Below are 16716 nucleotides of genomic sequence, written 5' to 3' on the forward strand. Positions count from 1 at the left end.
CGCATGAAGCGCAACCGGCATGGCCGCCTGACCGATCCCCGATCGGCCAGGCGGCCGACTTAACCGCAAACGAAACATGAAAGTACTCGAAGGCATCAAGGTCCTCGATTTCGGCCGCTTCATCGCCGGGCCGTTCTGCTCGGCGCTGCTCGCCGACTACGGCGCCGACGTCATCCGCATCGACCGCGTCGGCGGCGGCGAGGATCGCTTCATCGTGCCCGTCACCGAACACGGCGAAGGCGCGCTGTTCCTGCAGGTCAACCGCAACAAGCGTTCGATGACGCTCGATCTCGACAGCCCGGAGGGGCGCGAGATCGTGCGCAAGCTCGTCGCCGACGCCGACGTGGTGATCGCCAACATGCCGCCGCGCACGCTCAAGAGCCTGGGCCTCGATTACGCCAGCCTGTGCGCGATCAAGCCCGACGTGATCCTGGTCGCGTCCAACGCGTTCGGCAACAGCGAGGCGGTGCGCGACCGCGTGGGCTTCGACGGCGTGGGCCAGGCGCTGAGCGGCGCCGTGCACATCGCGGGCACGCCCGACCGGCCGCAGAAGGCGATGGTGCCGGTGGTCGACTTCGCGACCGCGTTTTCCTGCGCGCTCGGCGTCATGCTGGCGCTCTACGAACGCCAGCGCAGCGGCATGGGCCAGGAAGTCAGCGCATCGCTGCTGTGCACGGGCCTGAACATGGCCAGCGGCGCGCTGATCGAGGAAGCGCTGCTCGGCCTCGATCGTCACGCGACGCTGAACCGCGCGTCCGGCTATGCGCCGTCCGACATCTTCAAGGCCGCCGACGGCTGGTTCATCACGCAGGTCATCGGCCGCCCGATGTTCAAGCGCTGGACCCAGCTCGTGGGCCGGCCGGAACTGCTCGACGATCCGCGCTTCGCCGACGATACGCTGCGCGGCGAGCACGGCGAATTCCTGAGCGACATCATGAGCGCATGGTGCGCGGACAAGACGCTGGCCGACGCGCTGGCCGATCTCGAGAAGGCGCGCATCCCGGCCAGCCCGGTCAACTCGCCGCGTCAGGCGCTGGAGGACGAAACCGTCAAGGCCGCCGACGTGATCCGCTGGATGGACTACCCCGGTGCGCCGAAGCAGGTGCCGATCTTCGCGACGCCGGTGACGCTGTCGCGCACGCCGCCGGAAATCCATACGCGGCCGCCGCTGACCGGTGAGCACACGGATGAAATCCTGGCGGGGATCGGTCTCGATGCGGGGACGGTTGCTGATTTGAGGGCGCGGAAGATCGTTTGAGCTTGGCGGTGTGCGGCGGAGCGCGGTTGCATCCTCGCGCTTGGCGTTCGCCTAGGCGTTGCACGCGTGCCGGGCACCACGCACCCGCCCGCCGCCGTACTGGCGGTGATGAGCGGCCGTCCGGCGTGCGTGCCTTTGCCGGTTCTCTTGCTGCTTTTGTCCCCTGCTTCTTCGCTCTGCTTACCGTCACCGCTTCATCTCACCGCTTCGTAAGCGATCAATGAATGACATCTCCCCGCGGAGCGCCGTCGCGGCAACCCAGTGAGGGGAAAGACGGAGTCTTGCGGCATCGAGCCGAGTAATTGGCTCAAGGGCGCGCCCGCCGGAGTAAGGAATTAGCTTTCTAACCTCGGAGCTACGGGTCAATTTTGCTTCTCAGGTCCGACTTCTTTTGTGGGACGCAGAATGGATTTGCTTCAGTTTGCCACGGTCCCGAGTCGCCGAGGCAACAAGGCGTCGTATGCGTCGGCAGTATGAGCAAGCGGTATCCTGTTGCCGGCACTGCTCGAAACGTATTGGAACGAAGCCCTCGGAGCTTCGTTGCTTGCAGTCTATGGCGTGTGGCAGACCGACGGCAAAGTGCGACTCCTGATTGTGCGCAAATTCGTTGATCGCTCCGAGCTACTGGGGGAACTGCCAACGACGTCGCGGCAGTTTTGTTGATCCACCAATCAGTCGGGGGAGTATCGCCAGTGGTAGATGCTCTGCGGAGGAGAGCTTTCCGAGTTTTATGTGGTTAATCGAACAGCTCCCGGACGCCGATCCTTGATCAAAAATCGGCCACCGCCTTACTTCCCCTCCAAGACCTGCCCAAACGCCTGAGCAAAGCCGTGCGCATCCCCTGGCCACCGCGCGGACACATAAGCCGCGTCCCGCACGAAGAAGGCAGGCCGCGCGTCGCTAAGGCTGTCGCGGGCCAGGCCCAAAGCCTTGCGGCGATAGTCCGGATCAGCCGAATCGACGTCAATAAAGTCCGCAGGCGATGCCAAAGCCCTGGTCACCTCCTGCTGCACCGACATGTAGCCGGGCCTCCCCGGCGGGTCGGGATAGGTCCGGTAATAGCCTCCGTCCCAGAACCGCCCCACCCGCGCCAGGCTGTCGGCCGCCCGCTCCAGCCGCCAGGTCAAGGCAGTGGTCTTGCGCCCAAAAAGCACCGAGCGCCCGTCTGCCTTCACGCTCCGCGCCGCAAGCAGTACCCCATGACAGATCGCCCCCACCGGCGCCCCACGGCCGAAGAAGCCGGCGACCAAGGCCTGCAGAACCGAGCTCTCCAGATAGGGCCGCATCCCCCTCGCGCGATGCCCGCCAGCCAGCAGCAGCCCGTCGAACGCTTCACCCGCGACCTCATCCCAGCGCAGCGGCGCCTGGAAAGCGGGCGAGGCGGCCATGGCACGATAGGCCTCGCGTCCGTTGACGTCGGCCCTCAGCATCAGCCCGATTAACCGCGCGCGCCGAATCCCTGGTGCGAAACCCCAAGGATCCAGCCCCTCGCCGGTTAGCATAATCTCATCACCGCGCCCCGCCAAACCCTCAGGCGTTGCGAAACTGACCCTGTGCCCACGCCCGGTCAGCACCGCCCAACTCACCCCAGCCTCGGTCGGATCGAAATCGAGCGCCGGCAGGGGCATCAGTACATGAGCCATAACCACAAACTCCCAAATTTTGCGCATTGCCCCGCAGCCGGGATAGCGCCAGCGACATTCTGGACGTAGCGATACTCGACCAGACTGGCCTGATCGTCACCGCAATGCTTACATGATCGACGCATTGGCAGTAACCAACAAAACAGCCGTGTTGACCTGCGGCCCAGGTTTCATGTTCGTGTCGGCGAATTGGCTCGTAAAGCCGGATGTCGGCGAGTACGAGTCATGGGATGTGACTGTGTGCATAGCTTGAAGAAGCGCGCCTCAGTCACGGTCCCAGTATGCAACTCCCGCCGGTACCCTACTGGTCCCGGGCGGCGAAGGTGTTTGGCGCAGTGTGGCCGCATCATGCCGCATAACGCCTCCGTCTCAGCCTGGCCAAAGCCGCGCCCGCGATGTCAATCACGCGGCCTTTCGAGTCATAGAAATTCACATGAAAATCGTTCCAGTCGAAGGATTGGAGACTTAGCGGACCGGAACGATGCGACGCAGGAAGTCAAGTTGATCTTCGATTACTCGCTCAAATGCTTCGCCCACGTAGATATCGAAATGCCCATCAGGATAGTGCTTAATTTCTCTGCGCTGAGCACGGTCAGCGTGGCGCAGAGTGGCTTTTGCTGGTGCCACTGAGTCAGTGTCACAGACACAGAACAGGATCGGACAAGCGATCCTGGAGACGCGGCGCCCCGGGTAGTAACGGCTAATTTGAAGCGCAATGCGAGCGGCAACATAGTTGGGGATATTCGATCCTGGTGGCTGGATTGCGCGATAGCCAGAATGAGCGTCCGGAGCAGTCATCAAAGCCGTCTGGCCCGGACGACCCGATAGGGGAATCATAACTGGCCGAGCGCCAAACCAGGAGCCAATCCAGTCTTGTAGTGCTAGCGCGGTGACTTTCAACGACGTAATGGGACTTATCGCCAAGCTCGATGCGAGCCCGTCCGTGAAGGGGCATTGTGAAATGACAGCGGAAATGGCCTGGTCGTCCGCGGCAGTCGAAAGAACGTGTCCGCCGCTGAAGGAAGTTCCCCAAAGGATCACTCGATTGATTTCAGGTAGCCCCCGGGCATAGGTGACTGCCGCCTTCCAGTCCTCGAGCTGGCACTTAATGTCCAGCAACTGCCGAGGCTCTCCCTCACTGGTTCCAAAATAGCGATAATCGAAAACGAGACATGCATAGCCGGCGGCAACGAAACGTTCCGCAAAGGCGCTAAGCCGCATCTCCTTGGTTCCGCCCAAGCCGTGAGCCATTACGATTACAGGGAACGGCCCAGCGCCCAAAGGACGAAAGAAAAGAGCGTGGCACTGCAATTGACCAGACAAAAACGTCATCTCGACCGGTACGAGTGGATTGCTGCTCCTGTTGCTCATGATGCACTCCAAAAACTTGAGGGATGCACCATCTTCCGGCATGTGGCGTTCGCTTTCTTGACACACGCCGACGGCAGACTTGATAATTCCCGCCACAATTTCTGTGGGAATGTGGCGATGGGTAGGCCCTTGCACAGGCGCGCTGTGCCCGCAACTTACGTCCAACTGCTCTTCGAGTATCTAGAGGATTTGGGGTATTCACCCGAGGCGGTCATTGGTGAGCCGTGGCCGGAGTTGGGTCCGGATGGTTTTGCGCATGTCGACGTCGAACTCTGGGAGTCGATGCTCCAACGTGCGGCGACCCATTTGAGCGATCCTCTGTTGGGGCTCCACTTAGGGCAGACAATCACCTCTCAGCACTTGGGGATCCTCGGTGCAGTATTGCTCGCCTGTGAAAATTTAAGAGCAGCCCAGCTACGCCTGGAGCGGTATCAGCGGTTGATCTTTGACGTGGTCCCGATGACACACAGGACTGGTCCGGGTTATCTCGATCTGATTTGGGATACCACCCAGTACAAGAGCGGTCGCCTCGTTGAGGAGACGGGCTATTCGGTCTTGGTCCAGTTCACCCGCAGTCTCGTCAGGGAGCCAATAAATCCGCTCATGGTGCGCTTTGCCCATTCGCCCCCTGCCGATGTTCGCCCCTATGAGAACTTCTTTGGTTGTCCGATATTGTTCGATCAACCGGAGTCTGGGGTGCGTTGGGATCTTGATATTTCGGCAATGCCCCTGAAACGTCCTGACCCGGCACTCATTTCGTTATTGGAGCGGCATGCAGATACGCTTCTGGAACGATTGCCCCAGCAGCCGGAAATCGTTGAGCAGGTACGCAAGGCCATATCTGATGCCCTTCAGGAAGGGGAGCCCGACATCGAAAATATTAGTGCAAAGCTGTCCTGCTCTTCTCGGACGCTGCAGCGTCGACTGTTAGGGGCCGACACCAACTTTCGCACTGAACTGAGCCTGGTTCGTAGGGAGCTTGCCGTATCCTATTTGCGCGATCCGCGCCTGCAGATTGTAGAGATTGCCATGCTGCTCGGATATTCCGAGCACAGTGCGTTCACACGCGCATTCCGCGATTGGACGGGAGAGTCGCCACAAGCAGTGCGGCAACGATCGCGCAAGTGACATTCTTCTACGGGCCATTCCAACCTAACGGCCAAACCGCCGGACGGCGGCTAGCCGGCCGGCGCGCTGGTCGAACGTATGCGGTCACATCAACGTTGTAGCGCCGATCATGGTTGGGTGCGCACCATACTTTCGCGAGCGGAGAATCGGTGCCACCAGTCCTTCAACTTTTTGCATCGATCCATCAGTAAGCCTGCTTCGGCCGCTTGCGTGAAGCAGGCGAACATGGGCGCAGCGTAGATATCAGCAATGCTCACCTGGTCGGCGACCATATAACCATTTCCGTCGCATAGTCGGTCAAGTTCGGCTAGGCACGTCGACGCAAGTGGCAACGCGATCGCAATCTTTTCTTCGTCTGTCGGCCGCCCCTCCTTTACAGCAACGACGCGTTCCACGTAGATGTCCCAGACCAAGGTTCGGTACGCGTAGGCATCCATTAACCCCGCGATCTGATTGACTCTGGCACGTGCCTTCGCATCAGTCGGTTGCAGCTTGGGCCCGTCAAAGGCGTCATCGATGTAACGAACGATGGCACTGGTTTCGTAAAGGCAGAAATCTTCATGCTGGAAAGCTGGGATGCGACCGAACGGGTGTCGTTTTAAATGTTCATTCGGAACACCGGCACTATCGAATACATCGACTTCGACAAGGGTATAAGGAACGCCCTTTTCTTCCAGTGCAAGCCTGGCTATCCGCACGTATACACTCCATGCGGCACCATACAGTCTCACTATATTGGCGGATGGCAATTGAATCTCTCCCCTCGTTACTTACTTAATTTGGAGTCCGACAAGTCAGCTTGGCAGCCCTGCGCCGCAGGATACTCCAGATCGGGCGTCATCCAGGATCCACGGAAGGAGATCAACGTAATCGTCGACCGTATTTGCCAATGGTAGTTTTGCGAACAGGCAGGCGAGATAGCGGTACGGATCGATTCCATTCGCTTTACAGGTCTCGACCAGGGAGTACAGGTTGGCGCTGGCCTGCGCTCCCGCGACCGTATCGGAGAACAACCAGCCCTTGCGACCGACGACGAACAGCCGGAATCTGTACCAATTCATCACGAGCCGCATCATCATATTCCCGGCGGCCATCTCGTTTCCGTCCGACGACCAATCGGCTCTGTAGGTCTTGCTTCTCACTCATACACTCTGATACCAGCTAGCATCGGAGTGCAGCGATTTCTACACAAGGGCGCCGTTATTCGATCGCTTGCACCGCTTAATCCCGCAGCTTCATCACACCGCTTCATCCCGCCGCTTTCACCCGCAGCTTCCCCCACTTCCCGCTCCGTATCGCGCCACGGCCCGGCGCCAAAAGCCTGTTCGTCGCAATCACCAAGTCGATCCTGGCCGTCTCGCACGACCGTCACCGGCCGCCACCGCTGCACGCCCGCTACCCGATCGATTTAGCCGCCCGACAAGTACAATCTGCGCTACCGTCGTAAGACACCCTTGACAATCGAACCATGGACCCGTCCCAGCTCCCTTCCCTCGCATGGTTCGTCCATATCGCCCACCATCTCAGCTTCACCCGCGCCGCCGCCGAGATGGGCGTGTCGCGCGCGGCGCTGTCGCAGAACCTGAAGGCGCTCGAGCAGCAGTTGAACGTGAAGCTGCTGTACCGGACGACGCGCGACATGTCGCTCACCGAGGACGGGCAACGGCTGTACGACACGCTGCGGCCGGCGTTCGGCTCGATCGAGCAGGCGATCAGCAGCCTGCATGAAGTCCGGCACGCGCCGTCGGGGCTGCTGCGCGTCAACACGTCCCGGGTCGCCGCCAGAACGCTGATCGAGCCGTACCTCGGCGAATTCATGGCGCGCTATCCGCTGCTTCGGGTGGAACTCGTGATGAACGACGGGATGTCGAACATCATCGCCGACGGCTGCGATGCGGGGATCCGTCTCGGCGAAAGCCTGGCTGAGCACATGGTCGCCGTGCCGATCACGCCGATGATCGAAATGGTGGTGGCCGGCTCGCCGGACTATCTCGCGCGTCACGGCAAGCCGGCCACGCCTGCCGACCTGATCGCGCACAACTGCCTGTGCTATCGCCAGACGACGAGCGGCGCCATCTATCGATGGGAATTCACGTCGACCGACATCGAGGGGCACGCCTTCGAGGTCGAGCCGAAAGGCAGCGTGGTGACGAACGACGACGACGGCATGATTCGCGTCGCGCTGCAGGGCGTCGGCCTGATCCAGCACCAGGACCTCGCGCTGCGCGAGCAGCTGGCCGCCGGCACGCTGGTGCGCGTGCTCGACGCGTGGTGCAAGCCGTTTCCCGGCTACTACCTGTACACGCCGTCGCGCGAACAGATGCCCGCGAAAGTGCGCGCACTGATGGATTTCCTCGTCGAGAAACGCGAACGCCTTGCCGTCGACCTGGGCAAGCGTGCGCCGCGTCCGGCCGCGCCGAAGCGTCGCAAGGCGCCGACGCGGCGCGCGTGAGCGACTGAGCGACTGAGCGACTGAGCGACTGACAGTCGCGACGTAACGCGCTCGCCCCCGTTCAGCGCCGCTGAGCGTCGGGCCGTCGACCGCATGCATCCGCTCGAGACGGTTCAGCGTGACGACGCGCACGCCGGGCTGTGAATCATCGATCAGGCGCGCGTGCGTCATCGGGTGGCGCCGTGAGATGTCCTCCGATACTGGCGTGCGTGCGCCAAGCACGTGCAAATCGACGCTGCCCGACACGCGTCCGGCGCGCTACCGCACGACGCCGCTGCGTTGTTCATGCAGCCTCGTTGCTGGACGGACCGACCTGCAACAGTCACCGGCCTCTGCCTCTGCCTCTGCCTCTGCCTCTGCCTCTGCCTCTGCCTCTGCCTCTGCCTCTGCCTCTGCCTCTGCCTCTGCCTCTGCCCGCATCAAAGGCGCGTACCGCCGACCTTCGCCATGCGACGTGCGCGTAGTTCCGCCTGCCGGAATTGAACGCGCCTCCGCTCGCGATCGCACCGCGCACCGGAACCGCCTGCCGTGCGCCTTATTCCGAAGTACGAAACAGCACGGGCAAAACGACTCGACAACCGCATGCCATGTGATGCAATCGACAACCCATGGACGGACGGCCCCTTCACGCGTGCACCGGGCCCCGATCCTCCAGGGCGTCCTTCAGCCGGGGGCGTCGATCGAACAATCACCGAGGAGACACGCCATGCCGTTGCTGCATACCATTCGCTCGCGGATCGGCCATGCGGAAGTCGTGCAGATCGTCGAAATGGACATCAGCCGGATTCTGGAAACCTTGCTGCCCGACGCCACGCCCGACCTGCTGAAAACCATTCCGTGGATGAAGCCGCCCTACGTGGGCGACGACCGCGGCATGCGCGCCGTCAGCCAGTGCTTCATCGTCAAGACCGGCGCGCGCATGCTGGTGGTGGACACCTGCGTCGGGAACGACAAGGACACCGCCGGCTTCGATGCGTTCTCCGGTCTGCAGTTCGAATTCCTGGCGACACTCGAGGAAGCGGGCATCGACCGTCATGCGGTCACCGATGTGCTGTGCACGCACCTGCATTTCGATCACGTCGGCTGGAACACCTACAAGCAGGACGGCCGGTGGCTGCCCACCTTCCCCCATGCGAAGTACCACTTCGGCAAGCAGGAGTTCGACACCGCGCAACAGGGCAACCCGGACGACGCGATGTACCACGCGCAGGACCTGTCGTTCCACGAATCCATCCAGCCCGTCGTCGACGCGGGCCTCGCGCACTTCATCGATCGCGACACCGACCTCGGCGACGGAATCTCGGTGTTCTCCGCGCCGGGACACACCATCGGCCACATCGCGATCGAAATCGACGCCGGCACCGAGACCTTCATCATCGCCGGCGACGCCATGCATCACCCGGTGCAGGTTGCCAGGCCGGACATGGCGCAGATCCTCGACTACGACCACGCGCAGTCGTCGGCCACGCGGCACGCGTTGCTGTCGCGCCTCGACGGCAGCAAGACGCTGTTCACCTGCACGCATTTCTGTTCACCGTCGTTCGGGCGGATTACCCGCGATCCGGAAGGCGACTACGTGTTCACCGGCGTGCCCCAATAACGCTCAGGTTCCGATTCCATGCTCAGTCTCGTTTCCCATCTCGACCACTTGAACGTCCGCCCCGGACGCCTTTTCATCGATGGCCAATGGCTGGACTGGCCCGACGCGCGTTTCGACCAGCTCAACCCCTGCACGAACGAAGTCATGACCAGCTTCGCCGACGCCGGCGCGCAAGGCGTGGAGCTGGCCGTGGCCGCGGCGCGCAAGGCATTCGACGAAGGTCCGTGGCCGCGCATGCGCGCGCAGGACCGCAAGCGCCTGCTGCAGCCGATCGTCGAGCGCCTGTATGCGGCCGAGGAAGAAATCGCGCGGCTGCAAACGCTCGACAACGGCATTCCGTACGCGTTCAGCCGCCATTCGCGCGTCTCCGCCAAGTCGGCCGCCGACGTCTTCGATCACTTCCTCGGCTGGATCGACAAAATCAACGGCGACACGCTGCCGATCTTCTCCGGTGCGTCGAACATGCAGTACATGACCTTCCGCGACCCGGTCGGCGTGGTCGCGGCCGTGCTGCCGTACAACGGCCCCGTGCTGACGTTCGCGATGAAGGTGGCGCCGGCGCTGGCCTGCGGCTGCACCGTGATCGTCAAGTCGTCGGAGCTTACCAACCTCGCCGTGGCCCGGCTCGCGCAGATCATCGCCGACAGCGACTTGCCGCCCGGCGTGTTCAACTTCGTGACCGGCGGCGTCGAAACGGGTAGCGCCCTCACCTCGCACGCCGGCGTCGACAAGGTGACCTTCACCGGCAGCCCGGCCGTCGGCGAAAAAATCATGATCGCGAGTGCGCCGACGATGAAACGCCTGTCGCTGGAACTGGGCGGCAAGAGCGCGGCGCTCGTCTTTCCCGACACGCGCAGCGTGCAGACCACCGCGCACGCGCTGATGGGGCTGTGCTCCACGTTCCTGTCGGGACAGGTCTGCTCCACGCCGTCGCGCGCGGTCGTGCATCGCTCGATCATGGACGAGTTCCTGCACCACGCGCAGGAACAGCTGCAGAAGGTGCGGTTCGGCGATCCGTTCGACGCGGCCACCACGTCGGCGCCGATGATTTCCCGGCGCCACCAGGCGCGCGTGCTCGACTACGTCGAAAGCGGCCGCCAGCAAGGCGCGACGCTGCTGGCGGGCGGCCGCGCGCCGGGTGGCGAATTCCGCAACGGCAACTGGGTCGAGCCGGCCCTCTTCGCCAACGTGAGCAACGACATGACGATCGCGCAGGAGGAAATCTTCGGCCCCGTGCTGTCGGTGATTCCGTTCGACACCGAGGAGGAAGCGATCCGCATCGCCAACGACAGCGCGTACGGGCTGGCCGGCTGCGTGTACACCACGGACGTGAGCCGCGCGTTCCGCGTCGCGCGTGCGGTCAAGAGCGGCGCAATCGGCGTCAACGGCTTTGCCAGCATTCCGAATGCGCCGTTCGGCGGCATCAAGCGCTCGGGCACGGGACGCGAAGGCGGCTGGTCGACGATCGAAGCGTTTACCGAACTGAAAACCGTCAATTTCAATCTGGATGCCTGATCGATGACCGAAACCTTCGACTACGTGGTGGTCGGTGCCGGCAGCGGCGGCAGCGTCGTGGCCGCGCGCCTGGCCGAAGCGGGCCATACGGTGTGCGTGCTCGAAGCCGGCCCGCCGGATACCAACCCGTTCATCCACATCCCGGCCGGGTACATCAAGAACCTGTTCAACGACAAGCTCGTGTGGCGCTTTCGCAGCGGCCCGATCGCGGGCACCGACGGCCGCACGATCGAGCTGACGCAGGGCAAGGTCGTCGGCGGCTCGGGTTCGATCAACGGGATGGTCTACAACCGCGGCCAGCACGGCGATTTCGACGACTGGGCCGCGCGGGGCAATCCGGGCTGGGGTTACGACGACGTGCTGCCGTTCTTCAAGAAGGCGGAAACGCGGATCGGGCCCGGCGACGACCGCTATCGCGGCCGCAACGGGCCGCTGATCGTGACGGACCCGATCCTGCCCGCCCCGTTGTGCGACCTGTTCGTCGAGGCCGTCAAGAGCCTCGGCTACCCGTACGTCGCCGATTCCAATGCTCAGGCGCAGGACGGCGTCGGACCGTGGCATTTCATGATCGACACGCGCGGCCATACGCCGCGACGCAGGAGCGCCGCCCGCGCCTATCTGCATCCGGCCATCAAGAGCGGCCGTGTGACGCTGCGCACCGGCAGTCCCGCCACGCGCGTGCTGCTCGACGGCCGTCGAGCCACCGGCGTGCGTTACCGCGCGGGCGGCAGCGGCGCTCCCGAGCGCGAAGTGCGCGCCAATCGTGAAGTCATCGTCGCCGCCGGCGCCCTGAACACGCCCCGGCTGCTGCAGATCTCCGGCATCGGCGACAGCGCGCATCTGCGCGCGATCGGCGTGCAGACACGCGTCGACCTGCCCGGCGTCGGCGCCAATCTCGTCGATCACTTCAACCTGCGCGTGGCCGTCCGGGTCAAGGACGTCGCCACCCTCAACGAGCGCGGGCGCGGCCTGCCGCTGGCCGGCGAGATCGCGAAGTACTTCCTCGGCCGGCCCAGCATCCTGAGCATGGGCCCGGTACCGATGCGCTTTTTCTTTCGCTCCGAACCCGCGTTGTCGCGGCCCGACCTGCAGGTGTCGTTCACGCCCGGCAGCTATCAGGAAGGGCTGCCCGGCCTGCTCGATCACTATCCGGGCATGACGCTCGGCGGTCACAAGCAGCGCCCCGACAGTCGTGGCTGGGTCAAGGCGCGTTCGGCCAGCATCGACGAACTGCCCGAGGTGCAGCCCAACTACCTGACCGACGAATCGGACCAGCGCGCGATGGTGGCCGTGGTGAAGATGGCGCGTGCCGTCTTGCAGGCCCGGCCGTTCGCCCCGTACTACGTCGACGAAATGTTCCCCGGCAACGACGTGCGCACCGACGACGAGATTCTCGCGTTCGCGCGCCAGCGCGGCGGCACCGTCTATCACCACAACGGCACCGCGCGCATGGGGCCCGACAGCGACCCGATGGCCGTGGTCGATGCGCGGCTGCGCGTGCGCGGCGTGCAGGGCCTGCGGGTGGCCGATGCGTCGGTCATGCCATCGCCGATCTCGGGCGCGACCAACGCGGCCACGATCATGATCGGCGAGAAGGCCGCCGACATGCTGGTACAGGACGCGAAAGCGACGGCCGCGGGTTAAGCGTCAACCGATGGACGCGTGGCGCCCGGATCGGGAACACGTGAGATGGGCGGCCGATGCGGTGGTGCGTGCGGTGCCGGTTCCCTGCCGGCAGGGTCGCACGCCGCACGTCCACGCTTGAATGAGCGCGCCCACGGGACGCGAAATCGTCATGCCCAGGCCATTTTCGGGACGTCGAGCCGGTTTGACCTGAAATGCGGAAGCCGGCTCGACACGCGTCGGCTTGCGCTGACGGATCGATGCCGGCTTCCGCGCCGCACCTGGGCGGCGGTCCGCTGAATCAGCCTGCGTTGCCGCGCGGCGGATCGGCAAGCGGGACGCGTTGGCGGCGGCGCCGCCAGAACACGACGCCCAAGATCGCGATCAGCACGACCAGCGCCGCGCCCGGCAGCATCAGCGGCCGGACCCGCACGAGCAGCGGAACAGGGCCGCCGCTGCGCGCGACGGCAACGTCGTCCGCGGTGACGGTCACGTCCGGATTGCCGTACTGCTCAAGCACGTAGTTCGCGATGGCAGCGACCTGGTCGTCCTTGAGCGGCTGGACATAGGACTCCTCGCCAAACGACGGCATCAGCACATGCTCGCCGCCCACCTCGCGATCGACGCCGTACAGGATCGCCGCAATCAGGTTCGACGGATTGCGCGAGCCCGTGGCGGTATTGTTCGACAGCGACGGATACGCCTGGCTCGGGCTGCCCTTGCCGTTCGCCTGGTGACAACTCGCGCAGTAGCCGCTGAACAGCGCCGCGCCCGTCGTCAGCGTGCCGTTCGCGTTCAGCGCGGACGCGCCGCGCAACGTCGCTTCGCTGCTGATCGCTCGCCCGTACGAGAATGCCGGCACCGATTCGCCTTCGTCGCGGATCGGCTTCGTGCTGCGCAGATACGAGACGATCGATTTCAGGTCCGCGTCCGACAGATACTGCAGGCTGTTCTGCACGGCCTCCGCCATCGGGCCGGCCGCCTGGTTCTTGCCGGCTGCGCGGCCGGTCTTCAGGTACGACACCAGCTCGTCGTCGGTCCACGCGCCGATGCCGCTCACCGGATCCGACGTAATGTTCGGCGCGTACCACGCGCCGAGCTGCGCGCCGCCGAGATTACGGCCGAAGTCTTCGGCCATCAGTGCGTTGCGCGGCGTGTGGCACGCGCTGCAGTGCGCCAGCACGTTGGTCAGGTACGCACCGCGATTCCACTGCGCATCATGGGCCGGATCCGCTTCGAAACGCTTGTTCGACAGGAACAGCATGTTCCATCCCGCCATCGCCATGCGCATGCCGAACGGGAACGGCAGGTTCGTGGCGGGCGCGGCTTCGTCGACCGGCTTCACCGCCTGCATGAAGTAGCTGTAAAGCGCGTGCACGTCGGCGTCGCTGAGGCCGCTGTACGACGTATAGGGCATCGCCGGATACAGGTACGCGCCATCGGCGCGCACGCCTTCGCGCAGCGCGCGGGCGAACTGCGCCTCGGTGTAGTTGCCGATGCCGGCCGTCTTCGACGGCGTGATGTTGCTCGAATAGATCTGCCCCATCGGCGACGCGATGCCGTACCCGCCCGCGAACGGCTTGCCGCCGTCGAGCGCCGTGTGGCAGGCCATGCAGTCCGCCGCGATCGCGAGCTGATGTCCCTTTTCGACCAGCGCGGCGTCGGCCGACGTCGAAGCCGTGCCGGCCGGCGCACCCTGCGCAAGCGCGGATGCGCTGCCGACGAGTGCGAGCAGGCCGGCCGCGATGGCCGCGCGATACGCGGTGCCGCGCCGCGCGCGACGGTGTCGTTGAATCGTGTGTGTCATCGCATCAACCCTTTGCGAGGCTCGCGGAAATCGAATCCGCGGCCTTCAGGCCAAGGGCCGCCATCGACAGCGTCGTGTTGACGACGGACGCCGACGGCATCGCGCCACCGCCCGGCAGCCACAGGTTCGCATGGTCGTGCGCGCGGCAGTCGCCGTCGACGACCGAGTTCTTCGGATCCGCGCCCATGATGGTGCCGCCCATGATGTGATTGTTCGCGTTCAGCGTCTTCGTGATGTTGAATTCGACCGCGTCGAACAGGGTGCCGATGTGCGACAGCTGCTTGCATGCCGCGTCGTAGCCGTGCCGCACGTAGTCGCCGACGTCGTAGTGGATGTCCGGGCAGGCGAGGCCGAGCGGATCGACGCGCGTCTTGCTGAGCGTCAGGCGGTTGTTCGGGTCCGGCAGCGGTTCGAGGCTGATCGACAGGTCCACGCCGTAGATCGCGCGCCGCCGGATTTCCTCGTCGAGTGCCTTGCCGACCAGGCCGAGCTTCAGCGCCTGTTGCGTCGCCGGCCCGACGCGCGAGATGTTGTTCAGGATCATCTTGTTCGCCGAATACTGCCCGCGAAAATCGCCATCGCGCGGACCGACGATACAGCTGCTCTGCGCAGGGCCGCGGCCGAGCCACATCGGCTCGTTCGCGAGGAACGTGCAGTGGAAGCCCGAGTGATCCATCATGTTGCGGCCGACCTGGTCCGAGCCGTTCGCGATGCCGTGCGGGTTGCGCTCGTTCGCGGCGAGCAGCAGCAGGCGCGGGGTCTCGATGCCGTTGCAGGCGAGCACGAACCGCTTGCCGCTCGCCTTGTGCGACTTGTGCGACGCGTCGTACCAGTGCACGGCCGTCACGCGATTGTTCGCGTCGGTGTCGATCTTGTAGACGACCGATTCGGCGAGCACCTTCGCGCCCTTGCGCTCCGCGCGCTCGATGTGATGGATGCCGTTGTACATCGCGCCGATCGGGCAGATCGGCTGGCAGTTGTTGTTGCCGCAGCAGGTCGGGCGGCCATGCCACGGCCGCGTGCTGCGTGCCTGCGGAATCGGGATCGAGCGGTAGCCGTGCGCGTTGACGATTTCGGCGAAGCGCCGGTCGCCATGCCCCCACGGCACCATGTCCATCGGATACGGGCGGCTGCGTTGCGACGGCGACTGCATCGCCGGGTCGCTCGGTCCGGCCACGCCCATCTCCTCTTCCGCGCGGCAGTAGTACGGCTCGAGATCGTCATAGGAGATCGGCCAGTCGCGGCCGACGCCATACGTCGACTGCATCCGGAAATCGACCGGCAGATGCCGCCAGCTCGAGGCGGCCCAGTGCCAGGTCGTGCCGCCGACCGTGCGCAGGTAGCCCTGCTGGAAACTCTGGCCGTCCGGACCGCTCAGGCCGACGTAGTCGTTCTTCGGGAAATACAGCGGGGCCGGCGCATTCGGCGCCTGCGGGTAGAGCCCCTGGAAGTCGGACCCGACGCGATTGTCGAACGGCATGTTGCGCCAGTTCTCGACCGCCTGCCCGCGCTCGATGCGCAGGCCCGATTCGAGGATCAGCACCGAATGGCCCTGGCTGACCAGCTGGTCCGCGATCAAGCCGCCCACCACGCCGGATCCCACGATCACGACGTCGGCCGACACGTCGCCGTTCGATTCAAATACAGGAGTTTTCATGAGATTCAGGCGTGCTTTTGCGGGTGCTGTGAAGTGGCTGGCGCCACCATCTTGCGCGGCGGCGCGACATCGGCCGGCGGCGGTTCGGCGGTCCACCACAGCGGGCCGTTCGAGCAATAGGTCGGCGCGCTCATCCCGTCCTGGACGGTGTCGTACATCAGCGCATCGGCATAGGTCACCATCACGGCCTTCTGGCCATGACCGACGGTGCCCGTGTACCACGCGGCGACGATCGCGAGCGCGGTGTCGTGAAGGCCGGCGCTGTCGGCATCGGCCAACAGCTGTGCGGGGGTCTGCCCGGCGCGAACGCGTTGCGCCAGCGCGGCCGCACGCGCGGCAAAACCGGCGTCGGTGCGATGGAACGCGTCGACGAGCCGCCTGGCCGTCATCGGGTCGAGATTCGCGTGGCCTGTCAGGGCGCTCGACAGCGCGAGAAAAGTCTTGGCGTCGAGCGACGGCTGCTGCGCGAATGCATGGCCGGGCGCGACAGTGAACAGCCCGACCTGCGTCAGGGCTGCCGCCATCACTTTCAGGGCCGCTCTCCGGGTAATGCCGGCGCGCGCAGCGACGCGTGTTTCATGATCGTAAGGGGACATGTCGTTTTCGTCTTCTTGGCGAGCGGTTGCTCGCAGGCTTTCTTGCATCCAAATATTCCGCGACGG

At 64.4% G+C, this 16716-nt stretch carries 12 protein-coding genes and 1 pseudogene; 6 read left to right on the forward strand and 7 right to left on the reverse strand.

Annotated elements, in window-relative coordinates; all coding sequences use genetic code 11:
• Positions 1-76: 76 nt before the first annotated feature.
• Positions 77-1258: a CaiB/BaiF CoA transferase family protein gene (locus tag BCEP18194_RS03975; RefSeq protein ID WP_011350021.1), complete on the forward strand. Its 1182-nt coding sequence runs from the start codon at positions 77-79 to the stop codon at positions 1256-1258.
• Positions 1259-2046: 788 nt separating this feature from the next.
• Here BCEP18194_RS03975 and BCEP18194_RS03980 read toward each other — a convergent pair.
• Together BCEP18194_RS03980 and BCEP18194_RS39145 are read right to left on the reverse strand one after the other, a co-directional pair.
• Complete coding sequence (locus BCEP18194_RS03980; RefSeq protein ID WP_011350022.1) at positions 2047-2901, reverse strand: type 1 glutamine amidotransferase domain-containing protein; 855 nt, start codon at positions 2899-2901, stop codon at positions 2047-2049.
• 465 nt (positions 2902-3366) lie between these two features.
• Positions 3367-4272, reverse strand: a complete 906-nt coding sequence (locus tag BCEP18194_RS39145; protein WP_081436550.1) for an alpha/beta hydrolase — start codon at positions 4270-4272, stop codon at positions 3367-3369.
• 144 nt (positions 4273-4416) lie between these two features.
• Between BCEP18194_RS39145 and BCEP18194_RS03985 the strand changes: the two genes are divergently transcribed.
• The gene (locus BCEP18194_RS03985) at positions 4417-5400 is read left to right on the forward strand and encodes an AraC family transcriptional regulator (protein WP_208860682.1); all 984 of its coding nucleotides are present in this window, start codon (positions 4417-4419) and stop codon (positions 5398-5400) included.
• A gap of 107 nt (positions 5401-5507) precedes the next feature.
• On the opposite strand, the gene BCEP18194_RS03990 is transcribed toward BCEP18194_RS03985, so the two are convergent.
• Both BCEP18194_RS03990 and BCEP18194_RS03995 read right to left on the reverse strand, forming a co-directional pair.
• A complete protein-coding gene (locus BCEP18194_RS03990; protein WP_279626887.1) occupies positions 5508-6131 on the reverse strand; it encodes a glutathione S-transferase family protein in 624 nt (207 codons plus the stop codon).
• 63 nt (positions 6132-6194) lie between these two features.
• A pseudogene (locus BCEP18194_RS03995) lies at positions 6195-6437 on the reverse strand (transposase domain-containing protein); the annotation flags it as partial.
• A gap of 431 nt (positions 6438-6868) precedes the next feature.
• Here BCEP18194_RS03995 and BCEP18194_RS04000 point away from each other — a divergent pair.
• From BCEP18194_RS04000 to BCEP18194_RS04015, 4 genes are all read left to right on the forward strand, one after another.
• The gene (locus tag BCEP18194_RS04000; RefSeq protein ID WP_011350027.1) at positions 6869-7852 is read left to right on the forward strand and encodes a LysR family transcriptional regulator; all 984 of its coding nucleotides are present in this window, start codon (positions 6869-6871) and stop codon (positions 7850-7852) included.
• A 706-nt stretch (positions 7853-8558) separates the two neighbouring features.
• Complete coding sequence (locus tag BCEP18194_RS04005; protein WP_011350028.1) at positions 8559-9452, forward strand: MBL fold metallo-hydrolase; 894 nt, start codon at positions 8559-8561, stop codon at positions 9450-9452.
• A gap of 18 nt (positions 9453-9470) precedes the next feature.
• Positions 9471-10967 (forward strand): aldehyde dehydrogenase family protein, encoded by a 1497-nt coding sequence (locus BCEP18194_RS04010; RefSeq protein ID WP_011350029.1) that lies wholly within the window; start codon positions 9471-9473, stop codon positions 10965-10967.
• A gap of 3 nt (positions 10968-10970) precedes the next feature.
• Entirely contained in the window at positions 10971-12611 is a 1641-nt protein-coding gene (locus BCEP18194_RS04015) for a GMC family oxidoreductase (protein ID WP_011350030.1), read from the forward strand.
• Positions 12612-12891: 280 nt separating this feature from the next.
• Here the strand turns inward: BCEP18194_RS04015 and BCEP18194_RS04020 are convergent, their stop codons facing one another.
• Genes BCEP18194_RS04020 through BCEP18194_RS38640 form a run of 3 tightly spaced genes read right to left on the reverse strand, consistent with a single transcriptional unit; the run spans position 12892 to position 16650 of the window.
• Positions 12892-14397 (reverse strand): cytochrome c, encoded by a 1506-nt coding sequence (locus BCEP18194_RS04020; RefSeq protein ID WP_011350031.1) that lies wholly within the window; start codon positions 14395-14397, stop codon positions 12892-12894.
• 4 nt (positions 14398-14401) lie between these two features.
• Positions 14402-16054: a GMC family oxidoreductase gene (locus tag BCEP18194_RS04025; protein ID WP_011350032.1), complete on the reverse strand. Its 1653-nt coding sequence runs from the start codon at positions 16052-16054 to the stop codon at positions 14402-14404.
• 5 nt (positions 16055-16059) lie between these two features.
• Entirely contained in the window at positions 16060-16650 is a 591-nt protein-coding gene (locus tag BCEP18194_RS38640; protein WP_157687116.1) for a sugar dehydrogenase complex small subunit, read from the reverse strand.
• Positions 16651-16716: the final 66 nt, after the last annotated feature.

Source organism: Burkholderia lata (genome assembly GCF_000012945.1).
In the GTDB taxonomy this organism is placed as follows: Bacteria; Pseudomonadota; Gammaproteobacteria; order Burkholderiales; family Burkholderiaceae; genus Burkholderia; species Burkholderia lata.